Annotated in this window: 25 protein-coding genes; 16 read left to right on the forward strand and 9 right to left on the reverse strand. The window is 32.5% G+C overall.

Annotation, left to right across the window (positions count from 1 at the left end; translation table 11 throughout):
* Positions 1 to 250: 250 nt before the first annotated feature.
* The 3 genes from RCH19_RS02480 to dgt all read left to right on the forward strand — a co-directional run bounded on the left by RCH19_RS02480 (position 251) and on the right by dgt (position 2704).
* Positions 251 to 598: a hypothetical protein gene (locus tag RCH19_RS02480; protein WP_343021888.1), complete on the forward strand. Its 348-nt coding sequence runs from the start codon at positions 251 to 253 to the stop codon at positions 596 to 598.
* 173 nt (positions 599 to 771) lie between these two features.
* Entirely contained in the window at positions 772 to 1239 is a 468-nt protein-coding gene (locus RCH19_RS02485) for an RDD family protein (protein WP_343021889.1), read from the forward strand.
* Between the two features lie 121 nt (positions 1240 to 1360).
* The gene (gene dgt / locus RCH19_RS02490; protein WP_343021890.1) at positions 1361 to 2704 is read left to right on the forward strand and encodes a dGTP triphosphohydrolase; all 1344 of its coding nucleotides are present in this window, start codon (positions 1361 to 1363) and stop codon (positions 2702 to 2704) included.
* Between the two features lie 57 nt (positions 2705 to 2761).
* Here dgt and RCH19_RS02495 read toward each other — a convergent pair whose 3' ends face one another.
* Positions 2762 to 3799, reverse strand: a complete 1038-nt coding sequence (locus RCH19_RS02495; RefSeq protein WP_343021891.1) for a DUF3078 domain-containing protein — start codon at positions 3797 to 3799, stop codon at positions 2762 to 2764.
* 37 nt (positions 3800 to 3836) lie between these two features.
* Entirely contained in the window at positions 3837 to 5618 is a 1782-nt protein-coding gene (locus RCH19_RS02500) for a 1-deoxy-D-xylulose-5-phosphate synthase (protein WP_343021892.1), read from the reverse strand.
* Positions 5619 to 5762: 144 nt separating this feature from the next.
* Here RCH19_RS02500 and RCH19_RS02505 point away from each other — a divergent pair, with 144 nt between their 5' ends.
* Genes RCH19_RS02505 through RCH19_RS02515 form a run of 3 tightly spaced genes read left to right on the forward strand, consistent with a single transcriptional unit; the run spans position 5763 to position 6778 of the window.
* Entirely contained in the window at positions 5763 to 6002 is a 240-nt protein-coding gene (locus RCH19_RS02505; protein WP_343021893.1) for a hypothetical protein, read from the forward strand.
* Complete coding sequence (locus tag RCH19_RS02510; RefSeq protein WP_343021894.1) at positions 5999 to 6292, forward strand: type II toxin-antitoxin system RelE/ParE family toxin; 294 nt, start codon at positions 5999 to 6001, stop codon at positions 6290 to 6292. The genes RCH19_RS02505 and RCH19_RS02510 overlap by 4 nt, the downstream gene beginning before the upstream one ends.
* A 42-nt stretch (positions 6293 to 6334) precedes the next feature.
* Positions 6335 to 6778, forward strand: a complete 444-nt coding sequence (locus RCH19_RS02515; protein ID WP_343021895.1) for a nucleoside deaminase — start codon at positions 6335 to 6337, stop codon at positions 6776 to 6778.
* Positions 6779 to 6930: 152 nt separating this feature from the next.
* Here RCH19_RS02515 and RCH19_RS02520 read toward each other — a convergent pair whose 3' ends face one another.
* The 3 genes from RCH19_RS02520 to ahcY form a co-directional block, all read right to left on the reverse strand.
* On the reverse strand, positions 6931 to 9699 hold the full coding sequence (locus RCH19_RS02520; RefSeq protein WP_343021896.1) for an outer membrane beta-barrel protein: 2769 nt from the start codon (positions 9697 to 9699) through the stop codon (positions 6931 to 6933).
* A 366-nt stretch (positions 9700 to 10065) separates the two neighbouring features.
* Positions 10066 to 10398 carry an SMR family transporter gene (locus RCH19_RS02525; protein ID WP_343021897.1) on the reverse strand — a complete coding sequence of 111 codons (333 nt, stop codon included), beginning with the start codon at positions 10396 to 10398 and terminating at the stop codon, positions 10066 to 10068.
* Positions 10399 to 10541: 143 nt separating this feature from the next.
* Positions 10542 to 11858: an adenosylhomocysteinase gene (ahcY, locus tag RCH19_RS02530; protein WP_343021898.1), complete on the reverse strand. Its 1317-nt coding sequence runs from the start codon at positions 11856 to 11858 to the stop codon at positions 10542 to 10544.
* Positions 11859 to 12110: 252 nt separating this feature from the next.
* On the opposite strand from ahcY, the gene RCH19_RS02535 reads away from it, so the two are divergent.
* Positions 12111 to 12743 carry a 4'-phosphopantetheinyl transferase superfamily protein gene (locus tag RCH19_RS02535; protein WP_343021899.1) on the forward strand — a complete coding sequence of 211 codons (633 nt, stop codon included), beginning with the start codon at positions 12111 to 12113 and terminating at the stop codon, positions 12741 to 12743.
* A gap of 847 nt (positions 12744 to 13590) precedes the next feature.
* Here the strand turns inward: RCH19_RS02535 and RCH19_RS02540 are convergent.
* From RCH19_RS02540 to RCH19_RS02550, 3 genes are all read right to left on the reverse strand, one after another.
* The gene (locus tag RCH19_RS02540) at positions 13591 to 13980 is read right to left on the reverse strand and encodes a group III truncated hemoglobin (RefSeq protein WP_343021900.1); all 390 of its coding nucleotides are present in this window, start codon (positions 13978 to 13980) and stop codon (positions 13591 to 13593) included.
* Positions 13980 to 14267, reverse strand: a complete 288-nt coding sequence (locus RCH19_RS02545) for a hypothetical protein (RefSeq protein ID WP_343021901.1) — start codon at positions 14265 to 14267, stop codon at positions 13980 to 13982. Before RCH19_RS02545 ends, RCH19_RS02540 begins: the two co-directional genes overlap by 1 nt.
* Positions 14268 to 14429: 162 nt before the next feature.
* A complete protein-coding gene (locus RCH19_RS02550) occupies positions 14430 to 15026 on the reverse strand; it encodes a Crp/Fnr family transcriptional regulator (RefSeq protein WP_343021902.1) in 597 nt (198 codons plus the stop codon).
* Between the two features lie 95 nt (positions 15027 to 15121).
* On the opposite strand from RCH19_RS02550, the gene RCH19_RS02555 reads away from it, so the two are divergent.
* The 8 genes from RCH19_RS02555 (at position 15122) to RCH19_RS02590 (ending at position 25410) form a co-directional block, all read left to right on the forward strand.
* Entirely contained in the window at positions 15122 to 15859 is a 738-nt protein-coding gene (locus RCH19_RS02555; RefSeq protein WP_343021941.1) for a geranylgeranylglyceryl/heptaprenylglyceryl phosphate synthase, read from the forward strand.
* Between the two features lie 6 nt (positions 15860 to 15865).
* The gene (gene pnuC / locus RCH19_RS02560; RefSeq protein ID WP_343021903.1) at positions 15866 to 16489 is read left to right on the forward strand and encodes a nicotinamide riboside transporter PnuC; all 624 of its coding nucleotides are present in this window, start codon (positions 15866 to 15868) and stop codon (positions 16487 to 16489) included.
* Positions 16450 to 18561: a DUF4301 family protein gene (locus RCH19_RS02565; protein ID WP_343021904.1), complete on the forward strand. Its 2112-nt coding sequence runs from the start codon at positions 16450 to 16452 to the stop codon at positions 18559 to 18561. Before pnuC ends, RCH19_RS02565 begins: the two co-directional genes overlap by 40 nt.
* Positions 18562 to 18575: 14 nt before the next feature.
* Positions 18576 to 18977 (forward strand): alternative ribosome rescue aminoacyl-tRNA hydrolase ArfB, encoded by a 402-nt coding sequence (gene arfB, locus RCH19_RS02570; RefSeq protein WP_343021905.1) that lies wholly within the window; start codon positions 18576 to 18578, stop codon positions 18975 to 18977.
* Positions 18978 to 19225: 248 nt separating this feature from the next.
* Positions 19226 to 21436, forward strand: a complete 2211-nt coding sequence (locus tag RCH19_RS02575; protein ID WP_343021906.1) for a TonB-dependent receptor — start codon at positions 19226 to 19228, stop codon at positions 21434 to 21436.
* 344 nt (positions 21437 to 21780) lie between these two features.
* Complete coding sequence (locus RCH19_RS02580; RefSeq protein ID WP_343021907.1) at positions 21781 to 21921, forward strand: hypothetical protein; 141 nt, start codon at positions 21781 to 21783, stop codon at positions 21919 to 21921.
* A gap of 63 nt (positions 21922 to 21984) precedes the next feature.
* Positions 21985 to 22707, forward strand: coding sequence for a GLPGLI family protein (locus RCH19_RS02585; RefSeq protein WP_343021908.1), 723 nt, complete (start codon positions 21985 to 21987; stop codon positions 22705 to 22707).
* A gap of 36 nt (positions 22708 to 22743) precedes the next feature.
* Positions 22744 to 25410 carry a carboxypeptidase-like regulatory domain-containing protein gene (locus RCH19_RS02590; protein WP_343021909.1) on the forward strand — a complete coding sequence of 889 codons (2667 nt, stop codon included), beginning with the start codon at positions 22744 to 22746 and terminating at the stop codon, positions 25408 to 25410.
* 2 nt (positions 25411 to 25412) lie between these two features.
* On the opposite strand, the gene RCH19_RS02595 is transcribed toward RCH19_RS02590, so the two are convergent.
* On the reverse strand, positions 25413 to 25826 hold the full coding sequence (locus RCH19_RS02595) for a hypothetical protein (RefSeq protein ID WP_121923920.1): 414 nt from the start codon (positions 25824 to 25826) through the stop codon (positions 25413 to 25415).
* Between the two features lie 162 nt (positions 25827 to 25988).
* On the opposite strand from RCH19_RS02595, the gene greA reads away from it, so the two are divergent.
* Positions 25989 to 26465, forward strand: a complete 477-nt coding sequence (gene greA, locus RCH19_RS02600; protein ID WP_121923921.1) for a transcription elongation factor GreA — start codon at positions 25989 to 25991, stop codon at positions 26463 to 26465.
* Positions 26466 to 26485 lie beyond the last annotated feature (20 nt).

Raw genomic sequence — 26485 nt, forward strand, 5'->3', positions numbered from 1 at the left:
GTAGGTTAATCTGATAAGAGCTTTTCAAACATGGAGCTTCTGCGCTATTTTCGGCAGTTCAAATATATCTGTTTTCTGTAGAAGTAATGTATTTAAGTTTAAAAGAGTTGTTATACTTAAGGCATTTTATTTTTTTGGATAGCAAGTATTATAGTCTTACTCATATTTGAATTTCATAAATCTCTATTAAAATAGTGTAAGCGTAAAGCGCTCAACCTGAGATATATTTGTAACATCAAAGGATGTGATTATGAAAGCAATTCAATATACTACAAAAGTAAGCACGAATATTTTACGTTTATTTTATTCAACTTGTACCAATGATTTAGTTATAAATTCGAAACAAGCAAGTGTGATCGAGGATTTCTTGTTGGCATTTTGCATAGAATTTAATCGTTTGTTTATTGCGGATAGTCTTGTGATGAATCTTTTGCAAAAGCATTGTATTGCAAAAGCAAAGGTGTGTATTGATAACACCAAACAGGTTTGTAAAGATAATTTTCTAGAAGATAGAAATGCTGTTCTTGAATTTTTCAGTGCAAATGAAAATCATTGTATTTTAAATAAAATGCGATTATTTGAAAAAACGAATGCTTAAATCATCGTTTTATTAAAGTGTCTTTTTACACTTCATAAAAATAAAATTGTTTAAATTTTAAGCATATTTACATTAAGAATACTAACTCCTTTTCTTACTAATCCCATATTTAATCACTATATTTGAGAAAGTCGCATCATATAATAGAGGCTTTTCTAAACTAAAAAACAAAAATGGAAACTAAAGAATTTATGATTACCGACGATTTATTAGCTTCTAAAGGACAACGGTTCCTAAACATGATTATCGATTTATTTATTGTTTATGTTTTGACAATGGGTATTGGCGCAGCCATAAATATACTAGGAGAAGTAACTGGAAATTTCAAATTATCAGAGTGGATTATCTCTTTAACGCTAGTTGAGAATATACTTTTTGGATTGGTAGTTTTGTTCTTTTACTATTTAATTATGGAAACGTATTTGTCTAGAACATTTGGAAAATATTTTACTAAAACAATTGTAGTCAAGCATAATGGTACGAAACCAAAGGTAAAAAGTACTGTGATTCGAACTTTAGTTCGTTTAATTCCCATCGAGGCATTCACTTTTCTTAATGATGATGCAAGAGGATGGCACGATACTTTATCAGTAACCTATGTTGTAAATAAACATGAGTTTATGGAAAAAAGGAAAGTATAGTAAAACTATTCTAAAATTTAAGATCTACAGCTGTCATTTTTTGGCAGCTTTTTTTATTTCTACTGCTTACTTTTTCTTTATATTCGCTCCTTATAAATTTAGAATAATACAACTTATAAAAATGAACTGGGAACAACTTTTATCACTAAGAAGACAAGGCGACAAAGGCAAAAGATTACGTGTAGAGCAAGATGATACGCGTCTTGGTTTTGAAGTAGATTACGATCGTATCGTTTTTTCGGCAGCATTTAGAAGTTTACAGGACAAAACACAGGTGATTCCACTCTCTAAAACTGACTTTGTGCATACGCGTTTGACGCACAGTTTAGAAGTTTCAGTTGTGGGACGTTCTTTAGGACGATTAGTGGGTAAAAAAATCATTGAAAAATATCCACATCTCAAAGAAGTTCACGGTTTTCACATGAATGACTTTGGAGCAATTGTAGCTGCTGCTTCCTTAGCACATGACATTGGAAATCCACCTTTTGGGCATTCTGGTGAAAAAGCGATTGGTGAATATTTCTCGATTGGGAATGGACAAAAATATAAAGGCCAAGTTTCTGATAAAGAGTGGCAAGATTTAGTAGATTTTGAAGGAAATGCGAATGGCTTTTCTGTTTTAACAGCGAGTCGTCCTGGAATTGAAGGTGGTCTCCGCATTTCATATGCGACCTTAGGAGCTTTTATGAAATACCCAAAAGAAAGTTTGCCTAAAAAACCAACCAGAAATATTGCAGATAAAAAGTATGGCTTTTTTCAAACGGATAAAAATTTCTTTGAAGAAGTAGCTGCCGATATGGGTTTAATTCCAAATAAGTCTGGAAATGATATTGGTTTTGAAAGACATCCTTTAGCTTATTTAGTTGAAGCTGCCGATGATATTTGCTACACAATCATTGATTTTGAAGATGGAATAAATTTAGGATTAGTGTCTGAAGATTTTGCGTTAGAATACTTGATAAAATTAGTTAAAGATAGCATAGACACATCAAAATATAAAACGCTAACTACTAAGGAAGATAGAATTAGTTATCTGCGTGCTTTAGCAATTGGAAGTTTAATTAATGATGCTGTTAGCGTTTTTGTAGCTAATGAAGAAGCAATCCTAAATGGTAAATTCCCTCATTCTTTGACAGATAAGAGTAAGTATAAAGTTCAAATGGACGATATAATTAGCATCAGCGTTAATAATATTTATCAAAGTAGGGAAGTGATTGAAAAAGAGATTGTAGGTTATCAAATTATCCAGACACTTTTAGATAAATTCATCACGGCTTACAATAATAAATATGATGGAAACGAATCTAATTATGATTCTTTGATCCTCAAATTATTACCAGAGAAACATCATTTAGAGAAAGAGACTTTGTACGAGCGCTTGCTGCATATTTGTCATTTTATTTCTATGCTTACAGATGGAAATGCTTTATTATTTTATAAAACGATTACTGCAGTTAAGAATTAAGACAATTTATACAAGACAAAAAAAAGGCCTGAAAATATTTTTTCAGGCCTTTTTTTATTAGAAAACGTATTCTAATCCAACTCCGATTGCTTGTCTTACTTGCGTCTTCGGACCTTCAGTCACTTGGACACCTGCGATTTCTCTTTTTGATTTAATATCATCATCATAGATAATGTGAGCGCCAATATTTGCCTTCACATATTGATTAACAATAAGTTCTAATTGTAAGTCACAATTTACGTCAATGTTACCAAAACGATTGATATAATCTGAATACAAGCTAATGCGATTTTCTAAATTGATGTTTTTAAGAATCTCTTTTTTAAATTTATTTGTGATAAGGAAACCTAATTCCATTTTAGATTTTTTACCTTCTTCAATGATGTTTTTGTCGGCATCATAAATTGCTTTTGGAACACCAAAAGCACCTTGATTTGCTAATGTTTGATCTAAAACTAAAGTTGTTTTAAATGTAAAAGGAGAAACATAAAAGGTTCTATTTTTTTCTTTATTGATGTTTTCAGCACCCATTCCTAGAAAGATGTATGCTGGCGCAAATGTTTTAGAAATAGCCTTGCTAGTATTTGGATACGCGTAACCATTTGTAAATTGTGTGTTGAAATTAAATTTCACAGAGTGGTACCAGTTTGATTTTGGATTATGTCTGTAACCAAAAGACGAGTTGATTTGTAATGCATCATCAGTTTTCTTAATCGATTGTCCGTCTTGCTTATTAACGCCGTACCTAAATATTAATTCATTTGACCAGTTAGAATTAAGACTACTATAATTTCTTAAAAATTTCCCTTTTAATAATCCTGAAATCGAACTCGTTCCTCCCGCATTCCAGTTTACAAATGCCACTTCAGAAATATCAAAACCTAAAGTGTTTTTTTGACTCCAATGAGAAAAAGGAAGATAATGTGTTTTTGTTCTTATTTTAAAGGCTGGAACCCGTGGCTGCGCAACAACGAATTTTTTAGTTGCAGGTACTAACGAGTCATATAAATAGGTGGTTGTTTTTGTTTCTTGAGCAAAAGAATTAAAGCTGATTGTAAAAGCAAGAAGAAAGAATGTGTAGGTTAATGATTTCATTTTGGCGTAGTTATATTTAAAGGGCAAAATAATTATTTTAATAGGTTGAAAAAAGTATTTCAAGACTTTTAACGTCAATTTTACAGTATTGTTGTAATTCGGTTACCGTTCCGTGCTCGATAAATTCATCTGGTATTCCCAGTACTTTAATTTTTGAGGTATAATTGTGGGCGGCGGCAAATTCAGTTATAGCATTTCCAAATCCACCTTTTATAACTCCATCTTCAATTGTAATAATATTTTTAAAGGTTTTAAAAATAGAATGTAATTGGTTTTCGTCTAATGGTTTCACAAAAGGAAAATCGTAATGCGCAATATTATCTGGATTTGTTATTTTGGCTACAGCCAAAGAAACATTGTTGGAAATCGTGCCGTTGGACAAAACAGCAACATTTGAACCGGTTTTTATTTCGATACTTTTTCCGATTTCTATTTTTTTGTATTTACTAAAATGCTCTGTCTGCCAATTGGCAATTACTCCTCTTCCACGTGGATAACGGATAGCGATAGGATGTTGCAATCCTAATTGAGCGGTATATAGTATGTTTTGTAGTTCGATTTCATTTCTTGGCGCATAGACAATCAGATTAGGAATACAACGCAAATAAGCGATGTCAAAAACGCCGTGATGTGTCGATCCATCTTCTCCAACTAATCCAGCTCTATCAAGGCAAAAAATAACAGGTAAATTTTGTAAAGCGACATCGTGAATTACTTGGTCGTATGCTCTTTGTAAAAAAGTAGAGTAAATTGTGCAATATACAATCATTCCTTGAGTGGCCATTCCTGCTGCTAGAGTTACGGCATGTTGTTCAGCAATTCCAACATCAAAGGCACGCGCTGGGAATTCATTCATCATGAAATTCAACGAACTTCCAGAAGGCATAGCTGGAGTTATTCCTATTATTTTTTCGTTTTTTCGAGCTAAGTCCAAAACGGTTAAGCCAAAAACATCTTGGTATTTTGGAGGAAGGTTTTCCTCTATTTTTTTGTGAATTTCGCCAGTACTTGCATCAAATTTTCCAGGTGCATGGTATTTCACCTGATCTTCTTCTGCTTGTTTTAATCCTTTTCCTTTTGTAGTTGTGATATGAAGGAATTTTGGACCTTTTATTTTTTGTAAACGCTTTAATTCTTTAATGACTGCAAAAATATCATGACCATCAATAGGACCTGAATAATCAAAATTCAAAGACTTAATCATATTGTTCTGTCTCGGATTTTTTCCTTCTTTAACAGCAGTAAGGTACTTTTTAAGCGCTCCTACGCTTGGATCAATTCCTATGGCGTTGTCATTTAAAATCACTAATAAATTAGCTTCAGTAACTCCCGCGTGGTTCAATCCTTCAAAAGCCATTCCTGACGCTATCGAAGCATCACCAATCACTGCAATATGTTGTTTCTCAAAGTCTCCTTTCAAATTAGAAGCAATTGCCATTCCTAATGCTGCTGAAATCGAAGTAGAGGAGTGTCCGACGCCAAAGGTATCGTAATTACTTTCACTTCTTTTTGGAAAACCAGAAATACCTCCCAATTGTCTGTTAGTGTGAAAATTGTCTCTTCGGCCAGTTAGGATTTTATGTCCGTATGCTTGATGTCCTACATCCCAAACTAATAAATCATTTGGCGTGTCAAAAACATAATGTAGCGCAATGGTAAGTTCGATTACGCCTAAGCTAGCGCCTAAATGTCCTTCTTTTACTGAAATTATATCAATTATAAAATCACGCAATTCCTTGGCTACCAATGGAAGTTGGTCTTCACTCAGCAAGCGTAAATCTTTCGGACTGTTTATATTTTGAAGTAATTTGCTTTTCATTTCTTTTGTAAAAAGCAAATTTAGGGTTTTAAATAATAAATAACGCAAATTGTAAATTTACATTCTGTATTTGCAACTGCATTCGATTTTTCTATCCGTTTATTAACGGATTTTTTTTATAACTTTGAAATAAATTCAGTTACTATGAATGTAGAAATCCAACGCAGAAATATTGTGCACAGAATATTAGATATTGAAAATGTACAGTTATTAAATAAAATAGAAGATTTACTAAATAATGATATTTATGCTTATTCTACAAGTGGAGAATCGTTAACCACAAATCAATATAAAAGTCACTTAAGTGAAATTATGAAGCTTTCGGATGCAGGAGAAGCAGGGTATTCATCTGAGGAAGCTCGAAAAAAAATCATTAAAAAGTGAAGCCGGTTATTTGGTCTCCAAATGCAATAGAATCTATTCAAAATAGTTATAACTATATCTACACTAAAAGCCCGCAAAACGCGGATTTAGTTGTAGAAACCTTATTTGATTTAGGTGATAAGCTAAATTTATTCCCTGAAAAAAATCCAATAGAACCATTATTTAATTCACAAGCAATTCGCTTTTTCCCGAAATGGAATTTCAAAATAGTGTACCGAATTGAAGAACATAGAATTTATATTCTAGATGTTTTTTCTACCTCACAAAATCCAAAAAACGACAATATATAGTTTAGAAAGTTATCGCTTATATTATACTATGAATTAAATACTATGATAAACCCCTTCACCGACGAATATTTCATGAAAAAAGCTTTGCAAGAAGCCGAAGCTGCTTTTGATAAAGGCGAAATTCCTGTTGGTGCTATTATTGTAATTGATAATAAAATAATTGCTCGAAGTCATAACTTAACGGAGCTATTAAATGATGTAACGGCTCATGCTGAAATGCAATCTATTACTGCTGCCGCTAATTTTCTAGGAGGTAAATATCTAATAGGATGTACGCTTTATGTTACGCTTGAACCTTGTCAAATGTGTGCTGGCGCGTTGTACTGGAGTCAGATTTCAAAAATTGTTTATGGTGCAACAGACGATAATCGTGGCTATGTAAAAATGGGAACACAATTACATCCTAAAACTAAAGTTGTGTGTGGTATTCTAGCCGCTGAAGCTGCTGACTTAATGAAGCGATTTTTTGCAGAAAAAAGAAAGTAGATTTTATCAATGGAGAAACTCCTAAAGTAAATTACCTGAAAAGTGATTGTCATCTCTAAATATTTGACCTAATTGAATTGTAAAGACTAAATTTATAAATCAAAGCCCTTTCTACTGCTAGTAAGGGCTTTGTTTCAAATTGTTTTAAATTCTTAATCGATCGACATTCTTCTATTTCCTCTATTGTTTTTACCGCCTGGAGGATTTTTCATTCCGGAGAAGTCCTGAATTTTATAAGTTAATGAGAAAATAGCGTAACGTTTTAAGATTGTGTTTTCGTCATCCCGAATTGTCGTTGCAGTAATAGTTCGGGTTGCACTCTGGTTTTGATTTAGTAAATCGTAGACTTTCACCTTAGCAATAATATTATTTTCGAAAAAACTATAGGATAAACTCGTATTCCATAAGTAGAAATCCTTCTTGAAATCAGATGAAAGTTTTGAATTATAAGTGTATCCAAAATCATTTCCCCATGTCCAGTTTTTTGGCCAATAACTAGTGGTTTGTATGTTCAGTCTGTGAACGACATTAGAACTTGATTTAGTTAAATAATTGTCATACTTCGTCTCGTTATAAGAGAAACTATACGATGGAGCGACTGTAAAAAACGCTCCGTAATCGTAATTTAAATAGATATTAGGTCTTATTCCAGCTGAAGTAGCGTCAAATAAAACACCATCAGTAAAACCTTTTGATGTGGAGAGATTTGTATTTAGTGACAAGCCGTAACGCAGTAAATTTGATTCTTGTTTTACTGATTTATTCCAGCCTCCGCCTCCAGTAATGGAATACGTTCCGGAAATGTTTTCGTAAGTTGTTGTTGCTTTCCGACTATCGTCATAAATCGAGGAAGCAATAATTTCGCTAGAATAAAAATCACTATTCACATAGAAAGTATAACCGGAACGAGTACGGAAATCAAAGTTTCTATAATTGATATTAGCGCTATGTTTTTCGTTTGGTCTTAAATTTGGGTTTCCAATAATTGTATTTAAAGGATTTGCTAAATTTGTGACAGGCAATAGCTGATTAGAAGAAGGTAAAGAAACGGAGTAATTGTATCTAGCTGTAAGCGATTTAGAACGATCAATACGATAGCGAATTTGAGCTCGTAAATTTGGTAAAATATATTTTTTATTTAAATCAGTTGATTGATTTAGATAATCGGAGTGATTGTCATACTGTACAATTGCAGTTGAGGAATTTATATCAACCACAAATTTATTTTTCTCAAAACGAAATCCTGCCGATGGTGAAAAACTGCTTTGAGTGGAGGAAGTATAATTCGATTGTAAAATATTTAAATTCGAATACAATTGATCGCTTGGATTAAAATTAAATGTTTTATTATCATTTATTGAGTTTTTGTAATTGTACTCAGCGCCTATTTTGAAACGTATAGAATCAGTGATTGGTTCTGTATATTCAATTTCAGCAGAATAAGAGTCGCTCGTATTTTCATTGTTATTTTTTTGATCTCGGCTATCAGTTGTTTGTGTTGAAAAATAGTTTGTTTCTGATTTTGTAAGTCCATTTGAACTCGACTTAGTGTTGTTGTTATTTATTACTACACTTAAATTCCGAGCTCTTTTTTCGAAAGATTTATTGAAATTAATGGAGTTTCCAAAACTATTATTTTCATTTTGATTGTTTGATTTCGAATTCGAAGCATTTTTTAAAGTACCATTTTCTTCACGAGAACTGCTTTCCGCCTCAGAGAAATTATTCGATTTTGTATTTGAAAATTTTGGAGAAGCAAAAATTCTAATACTTGGAATTGCTTTGTACTCTAGTTCCACACCCGCTTTATTACTTGTAGTTTCTCTACTGGTTTTGGATTGCGATTCAGTATTGAAATTTCCTGTTGGCAAGAAATTAATGGTTTTTGATTTGTAGAGATTATCTGTTTCTGTATTTGAAAAATTATAATTTCCAGATGCTTGTAACCCTTTTAACCACTCGTCAGAGTAATTGAGGCCAATCAAATTTGATTTGGTTATTCCCTTCGAATTATTATTTGTGCTTCCACCGCGATTGTTTCGTCCACCACCCATATTGTCAAAAATCTCATCCATAGAAAAACCGGGAGCATTGATGTTGTTTGAAGATCCTAAAAGACTTATCTTTCTATTGTTATTAAACAAATTGACGATAAAACTAGATTCATAGCGATCATCAGTGCCATAACCACCCAAGAATTTACCAAAATATCCTTTGTTTTTTTCTTTATCGATGGTAAAGTTGATGCTAGAATTGTCAGAAGTTGACTCTGACTTAGAATACTCTTCTTTTTTAGTTTTATAATCTGAAACTTGAACTTTATTAATTATATCAGCGGGTAAGTTTTTTAAAGCCATCACGCCATCTCTATCAAAAAAGGGTTTTCCGTTCACTAAAACTTGGTTTACTTCTTTGCCATTCACAGTGATTTTTCCGTCGCTGTCGACTTCAAAACCGGGCAATTGTTTTAGTAGTGTCTCTACATTTGAATCAGGGCGAACTTTAAACAGAGAAGCTTTGAACTCGATAGTATCATTTTTAACTCTTATCGGTGGTTCTTCCGTAATAATTGTCACGCCAGAGAGCATGTTTGCTGATTCAATAAGCGAAATAATTTTAAAATCTTTATTACTATCGATTTCCTGAACTACCTCTTTATGAGTTTCAAAACCCATATAAGTCACTTTTAAAAAAACGGGTTTTTCTTGCTTTTTTGCGGCAAATATAAAATCTCCGTTTTTATCAGTTAGTGTGTATTCTAGCATCACTGAATCTTTTGCCGTTGTCAAATAAACAGTAGCTGATTCTAAAGGGAAATTGTCATTAGCGCCTATTACTTTACCTTTTATGGTGAATTTTTCCTGAGCGTTTGTGCATAAAGAGCAAATTAAAAAAAATAAAATAAAATGGTATTTTGACATGCTGAATGGAGTTGATTCCTTGTTAGATGTCAAATGCTTAGAAAGGTTTAACCATGCGTATAATAATTTGTTGCGCTTTTATTTTATTTAGGGTAGTTTTTTCACAAAGAAAGTGTATTATTTAGTTGCTCAGGAAGGACGAGTCGATTACACAATGACAAATAAAAGGGTGTAATTTATAGATAAGTTGGATGTTTCTTGGCTGATTCTTTATGAAGCATGAGGGATAGCAGTGGCATCCTTTTGTGAAGCTTTAGCGGAACAAAAGATACAGCGAATAGCCCGACCCGCAGTTTTTACGTAGGGTCATGCCCAAAAAAAATTCAATCGATATGAATCTTCAACTTACTAACAAGACATTTACAATCAATGTCCTGTAGTTTTTGAAAAAACATTGATTACGGTTACGCCAATTAAAATTAACGATAATCCAATAATTGCGGGTAAGTCTGGAATTTGTTTAAAAAAAATAGCACCAATTATAGTAATTAAAACAATTCCAACACCAGACCAGATTGCGTAAGCAATTCCAATTGGAATGGTTCTTACAGCAAAACTCAAAAAGTAAAATGCACCACAATAACCAACAATTGTAATTATACTTGGAATCAACTTAGTGAATTCTTCCGATTTTTTTAATGCTGAGGTTGCAATAATTTCAAAGATAATAGCAATACCTAAAAATAAAAAGTTTTTCATAAAATCCGCTTTTATATGTTGTTACGATTTGTTTCTGTAGTCCTAAAAATATAAACCCTCACAATCAAACTGAATTTAAGTCAATTTAATGTAAGGGTTTAAATCTAAAATGAGATTCCTACTTGTCGGAATGACAAATCGGACTAGTATCTGTAATATTCTGGTTTGTAAGGACCTGAAACTTCTACACCAATATAAGCTGCTTGATCGTCACGTAATGTTTCTAATTCAACGCCTAATTTAGCTAAGTGTAAGAAAGCAACTTTTTCATCTAAATGTTTAGGTAACATATACACGTCATTGTTATATGCCGCGCTATTTTTCCATAATTCGATTTGAGCTAAAGTTTGGTTTGTAAATGAGTTACTCATTACAAAACTTGGGTGACCTGTAGCGCAACCTAAGTTTACTAAACGTCCTTCAGCAAGGATAAGAATATCTTTTCCAGCAATAGTATATTTGTCAACTTGTGGTTTAATTTCAACTTTAGACGCACCGTGGTTTTTATTCAACCAAGCCATATCAATTTCGTTATCAAAGTGTCCAATGTTACAAACGATAGTTTTATCTTTCATTTGCTCAAAGTGCGAACCTAAAACGATATCTTTATTTCCAGTTGTAGTGATTACAATATCAGCATTCCCAACAACAGTATTTAATTGTTTTACTTCAAAACCGTCCATTGCAGCTTGTAAAGCACAAATTGGGTCAATTTCAGTAACTGTTACAATAGATCCTGCACCTCTAAAAGAAGCAGCAGTTCCTTTTCCTACGTCACCGTATCCACAAACAACAACTCTTTTTCCAGCAAGCATAATGTCTGTTGCTCTTCTTACAGCATCAACAGCACTTTCTTTACAACCGTATTTGTTGTCAAATTTCGATTTAGTAACCGAGTCATTAACATTGATTGCAGGCATTGGAAGTGTTCCCGCTTTTACTCTTTCGTAAAGTCTGTGAACACCAGTTGTAGTTTCTTCAGACAATCCTTTGATTCCAGCAACTAATTCTGGGTAACGGTCGATAACCATGTTCGTTAAATCTCCACCGTCATCAAGAATCATGTTCAATGGTTTTCTATCTTCACCAAAGAATAATGTTTGCTCGATACACCAGTCAAAATCTTCTTCGTTCAAACCTTTCCAAGCGTAAACTTGAATTCCAGCAGCAGCAATAGCAGCAGCAGCTTGATCTTGAGTAGAGAAAATGTTACAAGAAGACCAAGTAACCTCAGCTCCAAGAGCAATTAATGTCTCGATTAAAACTGCAGTTTGAATCGTCATGTGCAAACATCCTGCAATACGAGAACCTGCAAGAGGTTGTTCGTCTTTATATTCAGCACGAAGTGCCATTAAACCTGGCATTTCAGCTTCAGCTAGTTCAATTTCTTTTCTTCCCCAAGCCGCTAGAGAAATGTCTTTTACTTTGAAAGCCACAAAAGGCATAGTTGTAGTACTCATTTATAGTATATTTGTATTGTAAATTTTTTGCAAAATTACGTAATAAAGTTATGATTTTGAAAGGATTCCTAAATATTTATGAATTGTTTAATTTTGTAATCTTTTAAAAATCAGTAAAATAATTTTTTTAAACTGAATTATTTTTAGTTTAAGGAGCTATTTCCCGCTATCCGCTACAATCTTTTTTTCATCGCAAGGGCGACTCAAAAAAGGATTTCCACTATTATCGGGGCTAGAGATCACGATACTAACATGCCATTATTCAAGACCATACAATTCAACGCCACCACACAAATTCTAGTTTGGAAGATCACTGAATCTTATGAAGACTTATATGAAACGGTAGTTTTAAACGAAAAAAATAGCATCCGAATTTCTGGAATGAAATCTGAGTTGCATCAACGTGCCTTTCTTAGCGTACGTAAATTGTTTTACTTGGCCGGTTATACAGATTTTGATTTGTATTACGATGACTTTGGAAAACCGCATCTCAAGGATGGAAAGCATATTTCTATAACTCATTCACATAATTTTTCAGCTATTATTATAAGTGATGAAACGGTGGGAATCGACATTGAACTGCAACGAGAGAAAATCATCAAAATCGCCGATAAATTTTGCGATTCGGAGTTTGAATTTTTAAATGATAATAAAGAGTATATCCGAAAGCTTACAGTGATTTGGGGCGCAAAGGAGGCTATTTTTAAAATTAGGAATGAAAAAGGAATTAGTTTTAAAAATCATATTAGAGTCAATGCTTTTGACTTAGAAACTCAAGAGACTACTTCAGAATTACATTTTGATAGCTTAGTCAAAAGTTTTAAAATCTATTTTGAAGAAATTGAAGGTTTTACTTTAGTTTATGCTTTTCAAGAAAGTGTTTAAAATAGTTATGTAGCGTTTTTTGCCGCAAAGGCACAAAGGCACAATTTTTTTTCCACCAACTCAATCACATCTAATTGTCACGCTGGAATTGTCTCGTCTTTAAAAACTTTTTTAATAGACGCTTCCAGCGTGACAAAGTAACACTAAAATGTACTAATTTATTTTTGTAAGAAATAAGTAAAAGCTTAGTGTCTTTGATACTTCGTAGCGTTTTCTTTAAGTTTTAGATATTTTAAAGAGTATAATGATTTCTCCATTTTTTTTTACCAACTCAATCACCGCTAGTTGTCACGCTGGAAGCGTCTCACATTTTAGAGTTTTGGTAAAAGACGCTTCCAGCGAGACATAGTAATACTAAAGTATAATAATTTACTTATATAAAGAAATAAGTAAAAGCTTAGTGCATTTGAGACTTCGTGGCTTTTTTTGCTGCAAAAACACTAGGGCACATTTTTTTTACCAACTCAATCACCGCTAGTTGTCACGCTGGAAGCGTCTCACCTTTTAGAGTTTTGGTAACAGACGCTTCCAGAGTGACAAAGTAATACGAAAGTGTAATAATTTATTTATTTAAAGAAATAAGCAAAAGCTTAGTGTCTTTGACATTTCGTGGCTTTTTCCGCCGCAAAGGCACAAAGGCACCAATTTTTTTCCACCAACTCAATCACCGCTAGTTGTCACGCTGGAAGCGTCTCATCTCCTAATACTATATATAGGAGACGCTTCCAGCGTGACAAAGCAATACTAAAGCGTGATAATTTATCTATTAAAAGAAATAAGCAAAAGCTTATTACCTTTGAGACTTCGTGGCAATATTTCTTCTCAAGTAATCGATAGCTGAAAGCACTTAAACTTTCCCTCGGCTTTCAAAAATATTCATAAATAGAAAAGTACTCATTTTTTGAGCTCTTCGTTTTAAAATTTCTGCATTTTCACCTTCAAAAAGTTCGTCGATTGTAGCAAACCAGTGATTCAACCAAATTCCAAAAATATTTGAAGTGATTTGTTGATCAAATTTCTTGTCTACTGCATTGTGAGCGATAATTGGATTTCCTTGATAATTTTTTGTGCCAAAAATATTCATATCCCAGAAGTCGGTTAACTTTTCTAAATGTTCTTCCCAGTCGGTGATCGTTTCATTAAAGAAAAAACCTATTTCCTGATCTGCTCTAATCTTAGCGTAAAAGGTCCTAACTAAAAGTTGTAGATCGGAACGGTTTTCAATTTGCTTTTTCATTAGATGATAATCTTGTTTATAAATATTAGGGAAATACTTAAAATTACACTTAAAATAGTAAGGTTAAAAATTACCTTATGTTTCATTTGAGCTAAAATGGAAGTGTTAACTAGCATGCAAATTAGAACAATTATTCCTAATTGAAACATTTGTATTAAACTTGTTCCGTTGCGAAGGATATTCATTGCAGCAGCTGAACCTAAACAGCTTTGTCCAATAATGATTAATGTAGCAAATCCAATAAAATTGTTGTTGAAGTCAGTAAGGGTTTTGTTATATAGTGTCATGATAGTTGAGATTTTTGTTATTACAAATTTACAGCCTCTTCAATTCAACTTTTTATGACCTATATCATAATGACCCCAAAGGGATAATTATGTTTTTAATTTTTTGAGAATTTGTTATCTGATGTTTTTAGTGCTGTCAGATATCCCAAAGATTTTCTACGCTTAACGATATACTTTTCTATTGACAATTTTTACTTCTGATTTTTTTTCCAATGTTTTGATAGTTCTAATTACTGTCTCGACACGAAGTCCCGTCAAGTCTCCCATTTGTTGCCGAGTCAAATCAATATGAAAACCTTCTTGCTCCTTTTTAAAATTAAAGTAGGTGATTGAATAATCAAATAATTGTAACAAGCGATGCTCTGAGTCTTCTGTTGATATTTCAGCGGCCATAACCGATTTGTAATGCAAACGCTGCGCTAAATTTTCAATCATTATTATTGAAACACTCGGATTTTCAGCGATTAGCTTTAAGAAGTTTGGTTTTGAAACACAAATTAGCTCGGAGTCTTCAACAGCTTCGGCATTAGCGGGGTACGTTCTCTCTAAAAACAATGGAGGTTCGCCAAAACACTGATGTACTGTAAAAAAGCCTTGAATGAACTCCCGACCCTCGTCATTGAAGTTATTCATTTTAACGGATCCCGAAATGATTTGGTAATAATGCGTAGCAAAACTATCCTTTTCAAAAATTATTTCTGATTTTTTATAAAACCTACGTACTGCATCATATTTTTCGAGAATTTCTATTGGGATCATGCGCTTTTTACTATTAGATTAGATATCTACAAACAAAGATAAGTTTTCTTAAAGTAATGCTAACTTTCACAAAAAAGGATACTTTTACGCCAATTATGAAAAATAGAAAGGAGAATATATACAACCAGATACTAAATGCTAAGCTAAACAGGCAAAAGTTACTGGCAATTCTACTGGATCCAGACAAGATTATTTGGTCAGAAATAGATAATCTGATTGCTAAAATAAATCAGTCACCTGCTTCTCATATTTTCATTGGCGGAAGCCTTGTTCAAAATAATATTTTAGACAAATTAATTTTTAGAATAAAAGAGAGCTGCATTTTGCCCATTGTTCTTTTTCCAGGTAATCCGTCCCAAATTTCTAATCAAGCTGATGGAATACTATTTTTATCCTTGCTATCCGGTAGAAATTCTGATTATCTAATAGAACATCAAGTGCAGGCAGCGCCAATTTTAAAAAAAACCGATTTAGAAATTATTTCTACGGGTTATATATTGATAGAAAGCGGAAGCGAAACTGCCGTGCAGCGTGTTAGCAAAACCAAACCATTAGATAGGAAAAATGATTCTTTAGCTTTGGCAACAGCTCAAGCAGGTGAGATGCTTGGTAATAAATTAATTTATCTCGAAGCTGGAAGTGGAGCTAAACAAGCGGTTCCCTTAAAAATGATTGACTTAGTTTCTAGAAATATAGAAATTCCTTTAATTGTAGGTGGCGGAATTGTAAGTTTACAAGGGATTCAAGATGCGTATGAAGCAGGAGCTGATCTAGTAGTAATTGGAACTGCTTTTGAAAATAATATAGAATTTTTTAATTTGGATAAAATATAAACTTTTATGTTTGATTATTTTTTTGCTCAATATAGTACGTATCCACTTCATGAAGTTTACTTAGAGCTTGTTGCAGTGTTTTTTGGATTATGTAGTGTTTGGTATGCTAAAAAAGATAATCTTTTAGTTTTTCCTACAGGATTAATAAGCACTTCGATTTACGCCTATTTATTATGGCAGTGGAGTTTATTAGGCGATTCAATGATTAATGTTTATTATTTTATAATGAGTATTTACGGTTGGTATCACTGGACTCGTAAAAAAGATGACGTTGAAGAGTTTCCTATCTCGATAATGACGTTAAAAGAGAAAAAGATGGCCGTAATTATTTTTATAGCCACTCTTATTTTTGTTGTAGTAGTCTATTTGTATTTTAATAAGTTTACGAGTTGGTATTCCTATTTAGATACGTTACTGACGGGAATTTTCTTTGTAGGAATGTGGCTTATGGCCAAGAGAAAAATAGAAAACTGGATATTTTGGATTGTTGGAGACATACTTTCTATCCCACTGTATTTAGCAAAGGGATATACTTTTACTAGTTTTCAATATATAGTATTTACAATTATTGCCATTTATGGTTATTTAGAATGGAGAAAAATCTTAAACAAAAACAATCTGCCGTTATAAAAATTGCATTGTTTGGTCCTGAAAGTACAGGCAAAACAACCTTAGCAAAACAACTTGCGGCGCATTATGAGACGGCTTGGGTTCCTGAATTTGCGAGGGATTATCTGCAACAAAAATGGGATCGAGAGCAGAAAATATGTGATGTTGACGATATGCTGCCTATCGCAAAAGGCCAGATGAAGTTAGAAAATGAAAAATTGGCTGTTGCCAATAAATATCTTTTTTGTGACACTAATATTTTGGTAACAAAGGTTTATTCTGAAGTGTATTATAACTTTTGCGAACCTATACTTGACGCTGCTGCGAAAGAGCATGAATATGATTTGTTTTTTCTTACTGATATTGATGTGCCTTGGGAAAAAGATGACTTAAGAGACAAGGCTGAAGGTCGTGAAACTGTTTTTAAGATATTTAAAAAGTCACTAGTTGACAATAAAAAACCTTTTATTAAACTAACTGGTAATAAAGAATTACGGCTAAAAATGGCAATTGCTATTTTAGAAGAATTGACTACCGCTAAAAGTTTAGGCCTTTCATCTACTGATTTCGTCCAAATCTATAATCATGGTATTGCAATAGCAAACATTCAAAAGCAACTGGAATTTCTAAAAACTGGAATTTCTAAAACGGTTTTAATCAGTCCAGCTTCTATCGATAATGGAGTCTTGAAGATTTCTGATGCTGATTTAAAAGACAAAGCTGATCTGTTCACTAGTAAGAAGCAATCTTTAACTTTATTAAAGTTTGTGCCTGCATCTGGCGCTGCAACTAGAATGTTCAAGTTCTTAATCACCTTTATTGAGGAATATAAGTTGGGAACAGAATCGATCAACGCATACATCAATAGGAAGAAAGACAGTGATTTGTCTCTTTTTATTATTGCTATGAACAAGTTTCCTTTTTTTGAGCTAATTGATCAAAAGCTCAGAGCAGAAGTAGTGGACTTTGATTCTTTAGAAAATGATTGTAAGAATTATTATTTTATTAAAGAACTACTTTCCTCTACGGCGTTTAATTATGCTAATAAGCCAAAAGCAATACTATCTTTTCATAAATATAAAAATACAATAGCAACTCCTATTCAAGAACATTTGTATGAGTGCGCTTACTACGGAACTTCTAATGATAAGTCGCAGTTGCATTTCACAATTTCTGAAGAACATCAAAGTCAATTCGAGGAAATTGTCAGCTTGGTAAAAAATGACGTTCAAGAAAAGTTCAACACTACTGTAGATGTTAGCTATTCGTACCAAAACAAGAGTACTGATTCCATAGCAGTTGATTTAAATAATGAAGTACTTAGAGATGCAAATGGTGCCTTGGTATTTAGACCTGGCGGTCACGGTTCGTTAATACAAAACTTAAATGATTTAGATGCTAATATTATTTTTGTTAAAAATATTGATAATGTAATTCATAATCATAGTGATAGAATTGCACTCTACAAAAACGCATTAGCAGGAATACTTCTTGAATTACAGCAGCAGATATTCGCTTATTTAAATTTAATAGAAAGTAAAGAATTAACAGAGAAAGAGATCGAGGAGATTTGCTCATTTATGAGCTTGAAGTTAAATATTAAAGTTGCTGTAAGTAGTTTACCGTTGAGTGAAAAACTTCAATATTTAAAAACCACATTAAATAGACCAATTCGTGTATGTGGAATGGTGAAAAATGAGGGTGAGCCAGGAGGCGGGCCATTTTGGGTTTTAGATAAAAATGGAACAGTATCCTTGCAAATTGTTGAAAGTTCGCAAGTAGATTTAAATAATGAAGATCAAAAAAATATTTTAAACGCCTCTACTCATTTTAATCCAGTGGACTTAGTATGTGGAGTCAAGAATTATAGAAACGAAAAATTTAATTTGGTTCAATTTGTTGATACTAATGCGGGCTTTATTATCGAAAAAAATACTTTTGGCAAAAATATAAAATCCTATGAGTTGCCTGGCCTTTGGAATGGAGCAATGGCAAACTGGATTACTATTTTTGTTGAAGTACCCTTAGTGACTTTTAATCCTGTTAAAACAGTCAATGATTTGTTGAAACCAGGACATCAGATTTCTAAATAAAAAATTTACATGCAATGGAAATAGATAAAATTTTATCTGAAGTGACTTATAAAGCGGTTCGAAGCAGCGGAGCGGGAGGGCAGAACGTAAATAAAGTTTCTTCAAAAGTGGTACTGAGTTTTGATTTAAAAAATTCTCAAGCACTTTCTGATGAAGATAAGTTGCTTTTAGAAACTAATTTGTCGTCGAGGTTAACTAACGATTTAGTCTTAATTTTAAATTGTGACGAAGATAGAAGCCAACTGAAAAACAAAGAAATTGTAACAAAGCGCTTTTTGGCTATTGTGAAAAATGGCTTGATAATTCCCAAGGAACGAAAACCAACAAAAATTCCTAAATCGGTAATTAGAAAGCGAATAAAGTATAAAAAATCTATTTCTGAAATTAAGAAGACAAGAAGAAAGCCTGACTATTGATTTTTTTAGAATTTGTATTTGGATACTTGGACTTTATAGGTTTATCTTTGCGCCGTCTCAAAGGGGTGCTTAGATTCTGAAAATTCAGAATGACAGGCTGAGATCATACCCAACGAACCTGAGCAAGTAATGTTGCTAAGGGAAAAAACGATATAATAGTAGCGTGCACACTATATTTATATCGTAGTAAACAATCAATAATTTAAAAAAAGAATAATTCCCCCTTTTATTCGTAATCTTTTTTACGGATGAAAACTATTTACAATTTTTCTAGCCGCAAAGGCACAAAGACACAAAATGTAACTTTTTTAGTGTCTATCTTCTTTTCTTTATCTTCTATCGGATCTTTTGCGCAAGTAAAAGACAGTACTAAAGTCAATCAATTAGATGAAGTTCTCGTATCAGCAGTTCGTGCCAATTCTAAAACACCAGTTAGTTTTAGCAATCTAAGCAAGAAAGACATCAAATCTCGTAATCTTGGTCAAGACATTCCTATTTTAATGAATTATTTACCATCAGTTGTAACAACTACTGATGCTGGAAATGGAGTAGGCTACACAGGAATTCGCGTTCGTGGGAGTGATGCTACTCGTGTGAATGTGACTATAAATGGAATTCCTTATAATGATTCTGAAAGTCATGGAACCTTTTGGGTTAATATGCCTGATTTTGCTTCTTCGGTAGAAAGTCTGCAGTTGCAGCGTGGAGTAGGAACTTCAACAAACGGTGCAGGTGCTTTTGGTGCTAGTTTGAATATGCTGACTGATACTTACGCTAAAGAAAGCACTGGTGAAATATCTAATTCTTTTGGTAGTTTCAACACTAGAAAACACACTGTGAAATTTAGTACGGGTTTGATGAATGACCATTTTGAAATCGCTGGTCGTCTTTCCGCATTAAAATCAGACGGGTATATTGACAGAGCTTCTTCTGATATGAAATCCTATTTCTTGCAGGGAACTTATCTTGGGGAAACGACTTTAATCAAAGCTTTAGCTTTTGGTGGAAATCAAAAAACGTATCAATCTTGGAACGGTTTAGAAGATTTGGATAAATTAAAAAATGACCGAACATTTAATCCTGCTGGTAAGTATAAGGATGAATTTGGACAACTTCGATTTTATGAAAACGAAACTGATAATTACCAACAAGATCATTACCAATTGCATTGGAACGAAAAAGCTAGTGAAAATTGGAGTACTAATTTAGCTTTTCATTACACTAAAGGGGAAGGGTTTTATGAAAATTATAAAGAGAATCAGAAATTTGCGGGTTACGGATTAACTCCAATTGTTATTAATGGAACAACTATAAATAGGACAGATTTGATTCGTCAGAAATGGTTGGTAAATGATTTTTATGGAACTACATTTTCAGCAAATTATAAACAAGAAAAATTAAATGTGATTTTTGGTGGAGGTTATAACAAATATGAAGGAAATCACTTTGGAAGAATTATTTGGGCTCGCTATGCTTCAAAATCAGAATTAGACGATCATTATTATGATGATTCTGCTACTAAAACTGATGGAAATATTTTTGCAAAAGCAAACTATCAAATCACTGAAAAGTTAAATTTATATGGAGATTTGCAAGTTAGAAATGTTCATTATAAAGCGAATAATGCCGAAGCTGGTTTAGTCAATGATAATTTCAATTTCTTTAATCCAAAAGCGGGTTTGAATTACGAACTCAGCGCTAAAAACGCCTTGTATTTTTCATATGCAAGAGCGAATCGCGAACCAAATAGAAACGATTATGAAAACGGAACTCCTAGGCCAGAAAAACTAAATGATTTTGAATTAGGAATGCGTCATGTGGATTCAAAATTAAAACTGAATGCTAATGTGTATTACATGGCTTACAAGGATCAATTGACCGTTACTGGAGCTTTAGACGATGTAGGAGCGCCAATTCGTGAAAACAGTGGCGATAGCTATCGTTTAGGAATTGAACTTGATGCTACAATTTCCATTTTAAACAATTTATTTATTAGACCAAACGTAACCATTAGTTCGAATAAAAATAAAGATTTTTTCTTTAAAAGAGATGGTGTTTTAACATCATTAGGCGATACCAATATTGCTTTTTCACCTGATTTTATTGCAGGAAATATTGTGAGCTTCGTGCCAACAAAAAATCTTCAAGTATCATTTTTATCGAAATATGTTGGTGAGCAATACATGGCAAATATCGATGCCGAAGGCTCTAAGCTGAAATCCTATTTTACAAACGATTTAAATGTTTCGTATGAGTTTACTCCAAAAGCGGTTTTTAAATCAATTTATCTTTCTGCTTTAGTGAACAACATCTTTGATTACAAGTATATTTCAAATGGTTTCTTCTATACTTTCGATGATGATGAATCTAATCCTCCAGCTATTGCTACATTTGAAGGAGCAGGTTATTATCCTCAAGCAGGAATCAACTTTTTAGTAGGAATGACTTTGAAGTTTTAATTAGAAGGAAACATTTTTGAAGAAGGCTAAAGGTTTATGAACTTCTAGCCTTTTTTTAGTTCTGTGTAGGAATTTTATTTATCTGCATGTTTACTAGTTTAAGCGATAAGACTTGTTAAATTCTTGTTAAAAAATTAATTAAATTCTTATTAATTAATTTTTTTTTTTTTGATATTTACCTTGGTTAACCAGAAAACTATTTATAAATTTAAACCAATTTAATTATGAAAAAATTAGTATTTACCGCTTTTGCAGTGGTAGCGTTTAGTGGAGTTGCAATGGCAAATACTTTGGTATTGAAAGAGGGGAAAAAATAGAAACAGAAAAAGGAAGTTGTTTTAAAAGTGCAAGATTGTACTACAAAAGCAATGAATTATGTAGACGGCGTTTATGATCGTAATGGCACACATTCTGCAGAGCAAAATTATGCAGCTTATCAAGGTTATTACCAAGCTTGTGAAGATGCGAAAACTGCACAGAATTAATTAATTATTAAAAAATACAAACAAAACTATTGAAAGTTTTGTTTGTATTTTAAAGTTTAAATCATGAAAAAATTAAAAATTATATTCATTTGTATTTTCGCTGCAACGATGGCTAATTGTTTTGCACAATCAGTTTCTGGTAAAGTTATTTATAAAATTCAATTAGTTGGTTATGGGGCAGATAGTAAAGACCCAGAATTTACGAAATTAAATGAGGCAACAGTTGAAATCGCAAACAAGCAAACTTGTACTTTGCAATTTAACAGTACACAGTCAAGTTCTATTTTGGACAAGTATCTAATTTCTGACGCTGAAAATAATGGCTTAAGAAAAATGGCTAGGACAATGGCTTTTATTGTAACGAACGAAAGTGATTATTTTTTCGATAAACACACTAATACTGCAATAAAACGGGAGGACAATGGAAAACTCATAAAGAAAACACATGAAAAATTAGAATGGGAAATATCGAGTGAAAGTAAGATAATTGATAATTATTTATGTTACAAAGCCACTTATTTTATGAAGTTTGTTAATAGGTTAGGAGTAAATACCAGCATTCCTATTACTGCATGGTTTAATCCAAGTTTACCTTATGCATATGGTCCTAAATATTTTAATGGCTTGCCAGGACTCATCTTGGAACTAGTGGATAGAGAAACCACTTTTTATGCTACATCCATAGAGATTTTCACAGATAAGGAACTTGAAATTGATTTTCCAAAAGGCAAAACAATTAGTGCAGAGGTTTATGAGAAAGAAATAAAAACACAAATGGGAATGTAAATTTTTAAGTTCATTTTTATTCATATTTCATTTTTAATGTTTAAAATACTTTTTTTATTACTTTTCAGCACTCTCTCCTTCTCCCAAACAAAAATTCTTGTAGGAGTAGTTTCTGACGATCTAAATAAACCATTAGAATCTGCTAATGTTATTGCTAAACCATTACAAGAGAAAGCCAATCTAAAATTTGCTATTGCAGATAACAAAGGACGTTATCGACTAGAACTAGATGCGGATGTAAAATACGAAATCACTGTTTCCTATATTGGTTTTGTAGAAGAGGTCTTTATAATGACACCTGATGCCACTACTAAAAGTCATGATTTTAAGCTCAAACCTACGGGAGAACAACTCAAAGAAATTGTCATCAAACATGAGTTTAAGCCTATAGTAATCAAGAAAGACACGATGACATTTGATGTTAAAAGTTTTGCCAACGGTAACGAGCGCAAAATGAAAGAAATTCTCGAAAAATTACCCGGTGTTGAAGTAGATAAAAAAGGAAATGTTACGGTACAGGGTAAAAAAGTAACCAAAATGCTTGTTGAGGGAAAATCATTTTTTGGCGGAGGCTCAAAACTAGCTGTCGAAAATATTCCTGCTGATGCGATGGACAAAATTGAAGTTATAGACAACTTTAATGAGGTAGGCTTTATGAAACAAGTTTCGGACAGTGATGAACTGGCTATGAACGTAAAACTAAAAGCCAATAAAAAAAAGTTTGTCTTTGGTGATGTCGAAGCGGGTGCCGAAGTAGGCAATGCTGATAACGGTTTTTATCTCGCTCATGCTGCTTTGTTTTATTATGCACCTAAAACAAATTTGAGTTTTATAGGAGATGCCAATAACATCGGCAGAAGCACTTTTACTTTTGACGATTTAATGCGCTTTGGCGGTGGCATGAGCACGTTTCTTTCGGGGAGAAAATCGTTTACTAATCTATATTCTTTTGCAAATGATAATACGGATGTGGTAACCAATCAATCCCAATTTGCAGCTTTAAATTTTAGCCACGAAACCTCTTCAAAATTGACAATTTCGGGTTTCAGTATTTTTTCTAAAGTGTTAACTACAACCAAAACAGAAAGTAAAAACGAATATCTACAAAATAATGCCATTGCTTTCGAAAATAAAGTGCAAAATGGCGAAAATCGTTCCGTACTGGGAATAGGGAATATAAAACTAGATTATTCGCCTACCAATAAAGAGAAATGGTATTACAACGCCCAATATCAATCCAGTACTAATGATTTATCGAGCACTGTAAATTCAATAACAGCTGCAAATTCAACTATTTTTGAAACCATCAGTAAGGCAGATAATGTTTCGGTAAAGCAATATTTAGAATGGCACAAAAGTTATAATGAGCAGCACACCACGACTTTTGTAATAAACCAAGCGTATGATAACAATTCACCAAAAAATCAATGGTTTACTGATAAACCTTTTTTTGTTGGCTTAATTCCATTACAAAATGATGTTTCTTACACGATTAACCAAATCAAAAAAGTAAGAATTAATAGTATTGATGCTTTATTTAAGCATTATTGGATTATTAATAATTTCAATCATTTGTATACTAATATTGGGAATAATTTGGGTACTACAAGTTTTACAACTGCCGAAAAACAAATTCTTACTAACGGAACTAGTAATGATTTTGCATCGGCTGGATTTGGTAATGATGTAAAATATCAATTGAATGATGCTTACGCTGGCATTGAGTATAAATTTAGAATAGGAAAATGGACTAATAAACCTGGTCTTTATGTCCATTTATATAATTTAAAAACGAATCAAATTAATAAAGAACAACACTTATCTAAAACACTTATACAACCACAGTGGAATAGCGAGTATGAATTTAATAAATCTGAAACGCTAAATTTTACTTACAAATTAGAAAATAATTTTCCAGAAGTAAGTCAACTGGTTTCTAATTATACTTTGCAAAATTACAATTTGGTGTACAAAGGAAATTCACTTTTAGAGAACGAACAATTCCACACTGCTAATTTAAGATATTCAAAAATGAACATGTATCGAGGTATCACTTGGAATGCAATGGCTAATTTCATTAAAAAAATAAAAAGCATTCGAAATGAGATTCAATTAGATGGAATCGATCAATTTAATACTCCAATTTTAAGCGACAATCCAGAAACTACTTATGGTGTAAATGGTTCTTTTAGTAAACGGATTTATCGTTTTAATCTAAAACTAAACACGCGCTTGAATTGGTTTAATTACATTCAAACTATAAATACTGTTGTTACCAAAAATGATAGAAATAGCCAAAATGTAGGTTTAGTTTTTAAAACTGCTTTTCGCAATTGGCCAGATTTTAGTATTGGTTATAATAAAGGATTTAGTCAGCTTTCAGGATTGACAAAGTCAAATTTTCAAACTGATGCAATAAATGCAGATGCAAATGTGAATTTTCTTAAATCTTGGATTTTTAAATTGGAATATGAAAACCTGAAAAACACAAATAACGCAAATCAAAGCAATTTTTATGATATTGCTAATGCTTCTTTACGTTACCAAAAGAAAAATAGTCCATTTGGATTTGAACTAACCGCCAACAACTTGTTTGACAATAAACTAAAAAACGATTATTCATTTTTTGATTATTTAATTAGTGAGAGAACGACTTATGTTTTACCAAGAGTTTTGCTTTTTTCAATAAGCTACAAGTTGTGATTTTAATTATAAACTCGTAAAACTGTACCGTTAACTTCTACTCGATATTGTTTCAACGGATATTGTAATTTTCCTTGTCCGGTAAATAGACTGTATTCTTCACTATCGCATGCACAGACAGCATTTATTCCTTTAATAGTCATAGTGGAGCAAGATGCTAAAGTTTGATTGGGACATGCGGCATCAAATGCATTGTATCCGCTTCCAGTATTAAAAACGATGACGCCACGAACTCCTTTCCCAGTTATTAAAACAGCGTTGCTTATAAATTTTAAATTGGAGTATTCTGGTAAATTTAAGTTGAGGTCTATAAGCACAGAGTAATTAGGTAAGTAAGGATTAGTATTCTTAAAACCAGAATCGCTACACGAAAAAAGTAAAGGGAAAATTAAGAAAAAGAAGGAATATTTTTTCATTTTAAAATAGTGTCAAAGTATTAGCGAAACAAATTTAATTTATTTAACTTTGAATTATATATGATTAACATATATTTATAGACGAAAAAAAAATAATAGTATCTTTGTGGAAACAAATCCCGTCCCGATGGGATTTTTTCTATTTATATAAATAAGGAAGTTATGAGTACAGTATCGTATTACAGCGCAGATGGGTTAAAGAAATTAAGGGAAGAGTTAGATTATTTGAAGAGTGTAATGCGTCCAAAAGCATCAGCTGATATTGCTGAAGCAAGAGATAAAGGTGATCTTTCTGAAAATGCTGAGTACGATGCAGCAAAAGAAGCTCAAGGAATGCTAGAAATGCGCATTGCTAAATTAGAAGAGGTGCATTCAAATGCTCGCTTAATTGATGAAACACATTTAGATCTTTCTAAAGTGTTAGTTTTATCGATTGTGAAGATTAAAAATCAAACTAACGGCATGGAGATGAAATATACTCTTGTTGCTGAAAATGAAGCCGATTTAAAAGCTGGAAAAATCTCAGTTACTTCACCTATTGGTAAAGGTTTACTTGGGAAATCTGTTGGAGAAGTTGCTGAAATTACAGTTCCAAACGGAGTTTTAAAATTTGAAATTTTAGAAATTACAAGAGACTAAATAGCTTTATTTTAACTAAC

The organism is Flavobacterium sp. PL12 (assembly GCF_039123485.1).
GTDB classification, from domain to species: domain Bacteria; phylum Bacteroidota; class Bacteroidia; order Flavobacteriales; family Flavobacteriaceae; genus Flavobacterium; species Flavobacterium weaverense.

Coding starts and splice junctions, on each gene's coding strand:
- RCH19_RS02480 (WP_343021888.1), top strand. CDS start 251: ATGAAAGCAATTCAATATACTACAAAAGTAAGCACGAATATTTTACGT.
- RCH19_RS02485 (WP_343021889.1), top strand. CDS start 772: ATGGAAACTAAAGAATTTATGATTACCGACGATTTATTAGCTTCTAAA.
- dgt (WP_343021890.1), top strand. CDS start 1,361: ATGAACTGGGAACAACTTTTATCACTAAGAAGACAAGGCGACAAAGGC.
- RCH19_RS02495 (WP_343021891.1), bottom strand. CDS start 3,799: ATGAAATCATTAACCTACACATTCTTTCTTCTTGCTTTTACAATCAGC.
- RCH19_RS02500 (WP_343021892.1), bottom strand. CDS start 5,618: ATGAAAAGCAAATTACTTCAAAATATAAACAGTCCGAAAGATTTACGC.
- RCH19_RS02505 (WP_343021893.1), top strand. CDS start 5,763: ATGAATGTAGAAATCCAACGCAGAAATATTGTGCACAGAATATTAGAT.
- RCH19_RS02515 (WP_343021895.1), top strand. CDS start 6,335: ATGATAAACCCCTTCACCGACGAATATTTCATGAAAAAAGCTTTGCAA.
- RCH19_RS02520 (WP_343021896.1), bottom strand. CDS start 9,699: ATGTCAAAATACCATTTTATTTTATTTTTTTTAATTTGCTCTTTATGC.
- RCH19_RS02525 (WP_343021897.1), bottom strand. CDS start 10,398: ATGAAAAACTTTTTATTTTTAGGTATTGCTATTATCTTTGAAATTATT.
- ahcY (WP_343021898.1), bottom strand. CDS start 11,858: ATGAGTACTACAACTATGCCTTTTGTGGCTTTCAAAGTAAAAGACATT.
- RCH19_RS02535 (WP_343021899.1), top strand. CDS start 12,111: ATGCCATTATTCAAGACCATACAATTCAACGCCACCACACAAATTCTA.
- RCH19_RS02540 (WP_343021900.1), bottom strand. CDS start 13,980: ATGAAAAAGCAAATTGAAAACCGTTCCGATCTACAACTTTTAGTTAGG.
- RCH19_RS02545 (WP_343021901.1), bottom strand. CDS start 14,267: ATGACACTATATAACAAAACCCTTACTGACTTCAACAACAATTTTATT.
- RCH19_RS02550 (WP_343021902.1), bottom strand. CDS start 15,026: ATGATCCCAATAGAAATTCTCGAAAAATATGATGCAGTACGTAGGTTT.
- RCH19_RS02555 (WP_343021941.1), top strand. CDS start 15,122: ATGAAAAATAGAAAGGAGAATATATACAACCAGATACTAAATGCTAAG.
- pnuC (WP_343021903.1), top strand. CDS start 15,866: ATGTTTGATTATTTTTTTGCTCAATATAGTACGTATCCACTTCATGAA.
- RCH19_RS02565 (WP_343021904.1), top strand. CDS start 16,450: ATGGAGAAAAATCTTAAACAAAAACAATCTGCCGTTATAAAAATTGCA.
- arfB (WP_343021905.1), top strand. CDS start 18,576: ATGGAAATAGATAAAATTTTATCTGAAGTGACTTATAAAGCGGTTCGA.
- RCH19_RS02575 (WP_343021906.1), top strand. CDS start 19,226: ATGAAAACTATTTACAATTTTTCTAGCCGCAAAGGCACAAAGACACAA.
- RCH19_RS02585 (WP_343021908.1), top strand. CDS start 21,985: ATGAAAAAATTAAAAATTATATTCATTTGTATTTTCGCTGCAACGATG.
- RCH19_RS02590 (WP_343021909.1), top strand. CDS start 22,744: ATGTTTAAAATACTTTTTTTATTACTTTTCAGCACTCTCTCCTTCTCC.
- RCH19_RS02595 (WP_121923920.1), bottom strand. CDS start 25,826: ATGAAAAAATATTCCTTCTTTTTCTTAATTTTCCCTTTACTTTTTTCG.
- greA (WP_121923921.1), top strand. CDS start 25,989: ATGAGTACAGTATCGTATTACAGCGCAGATGGGTTAAAGAAATTAAGG.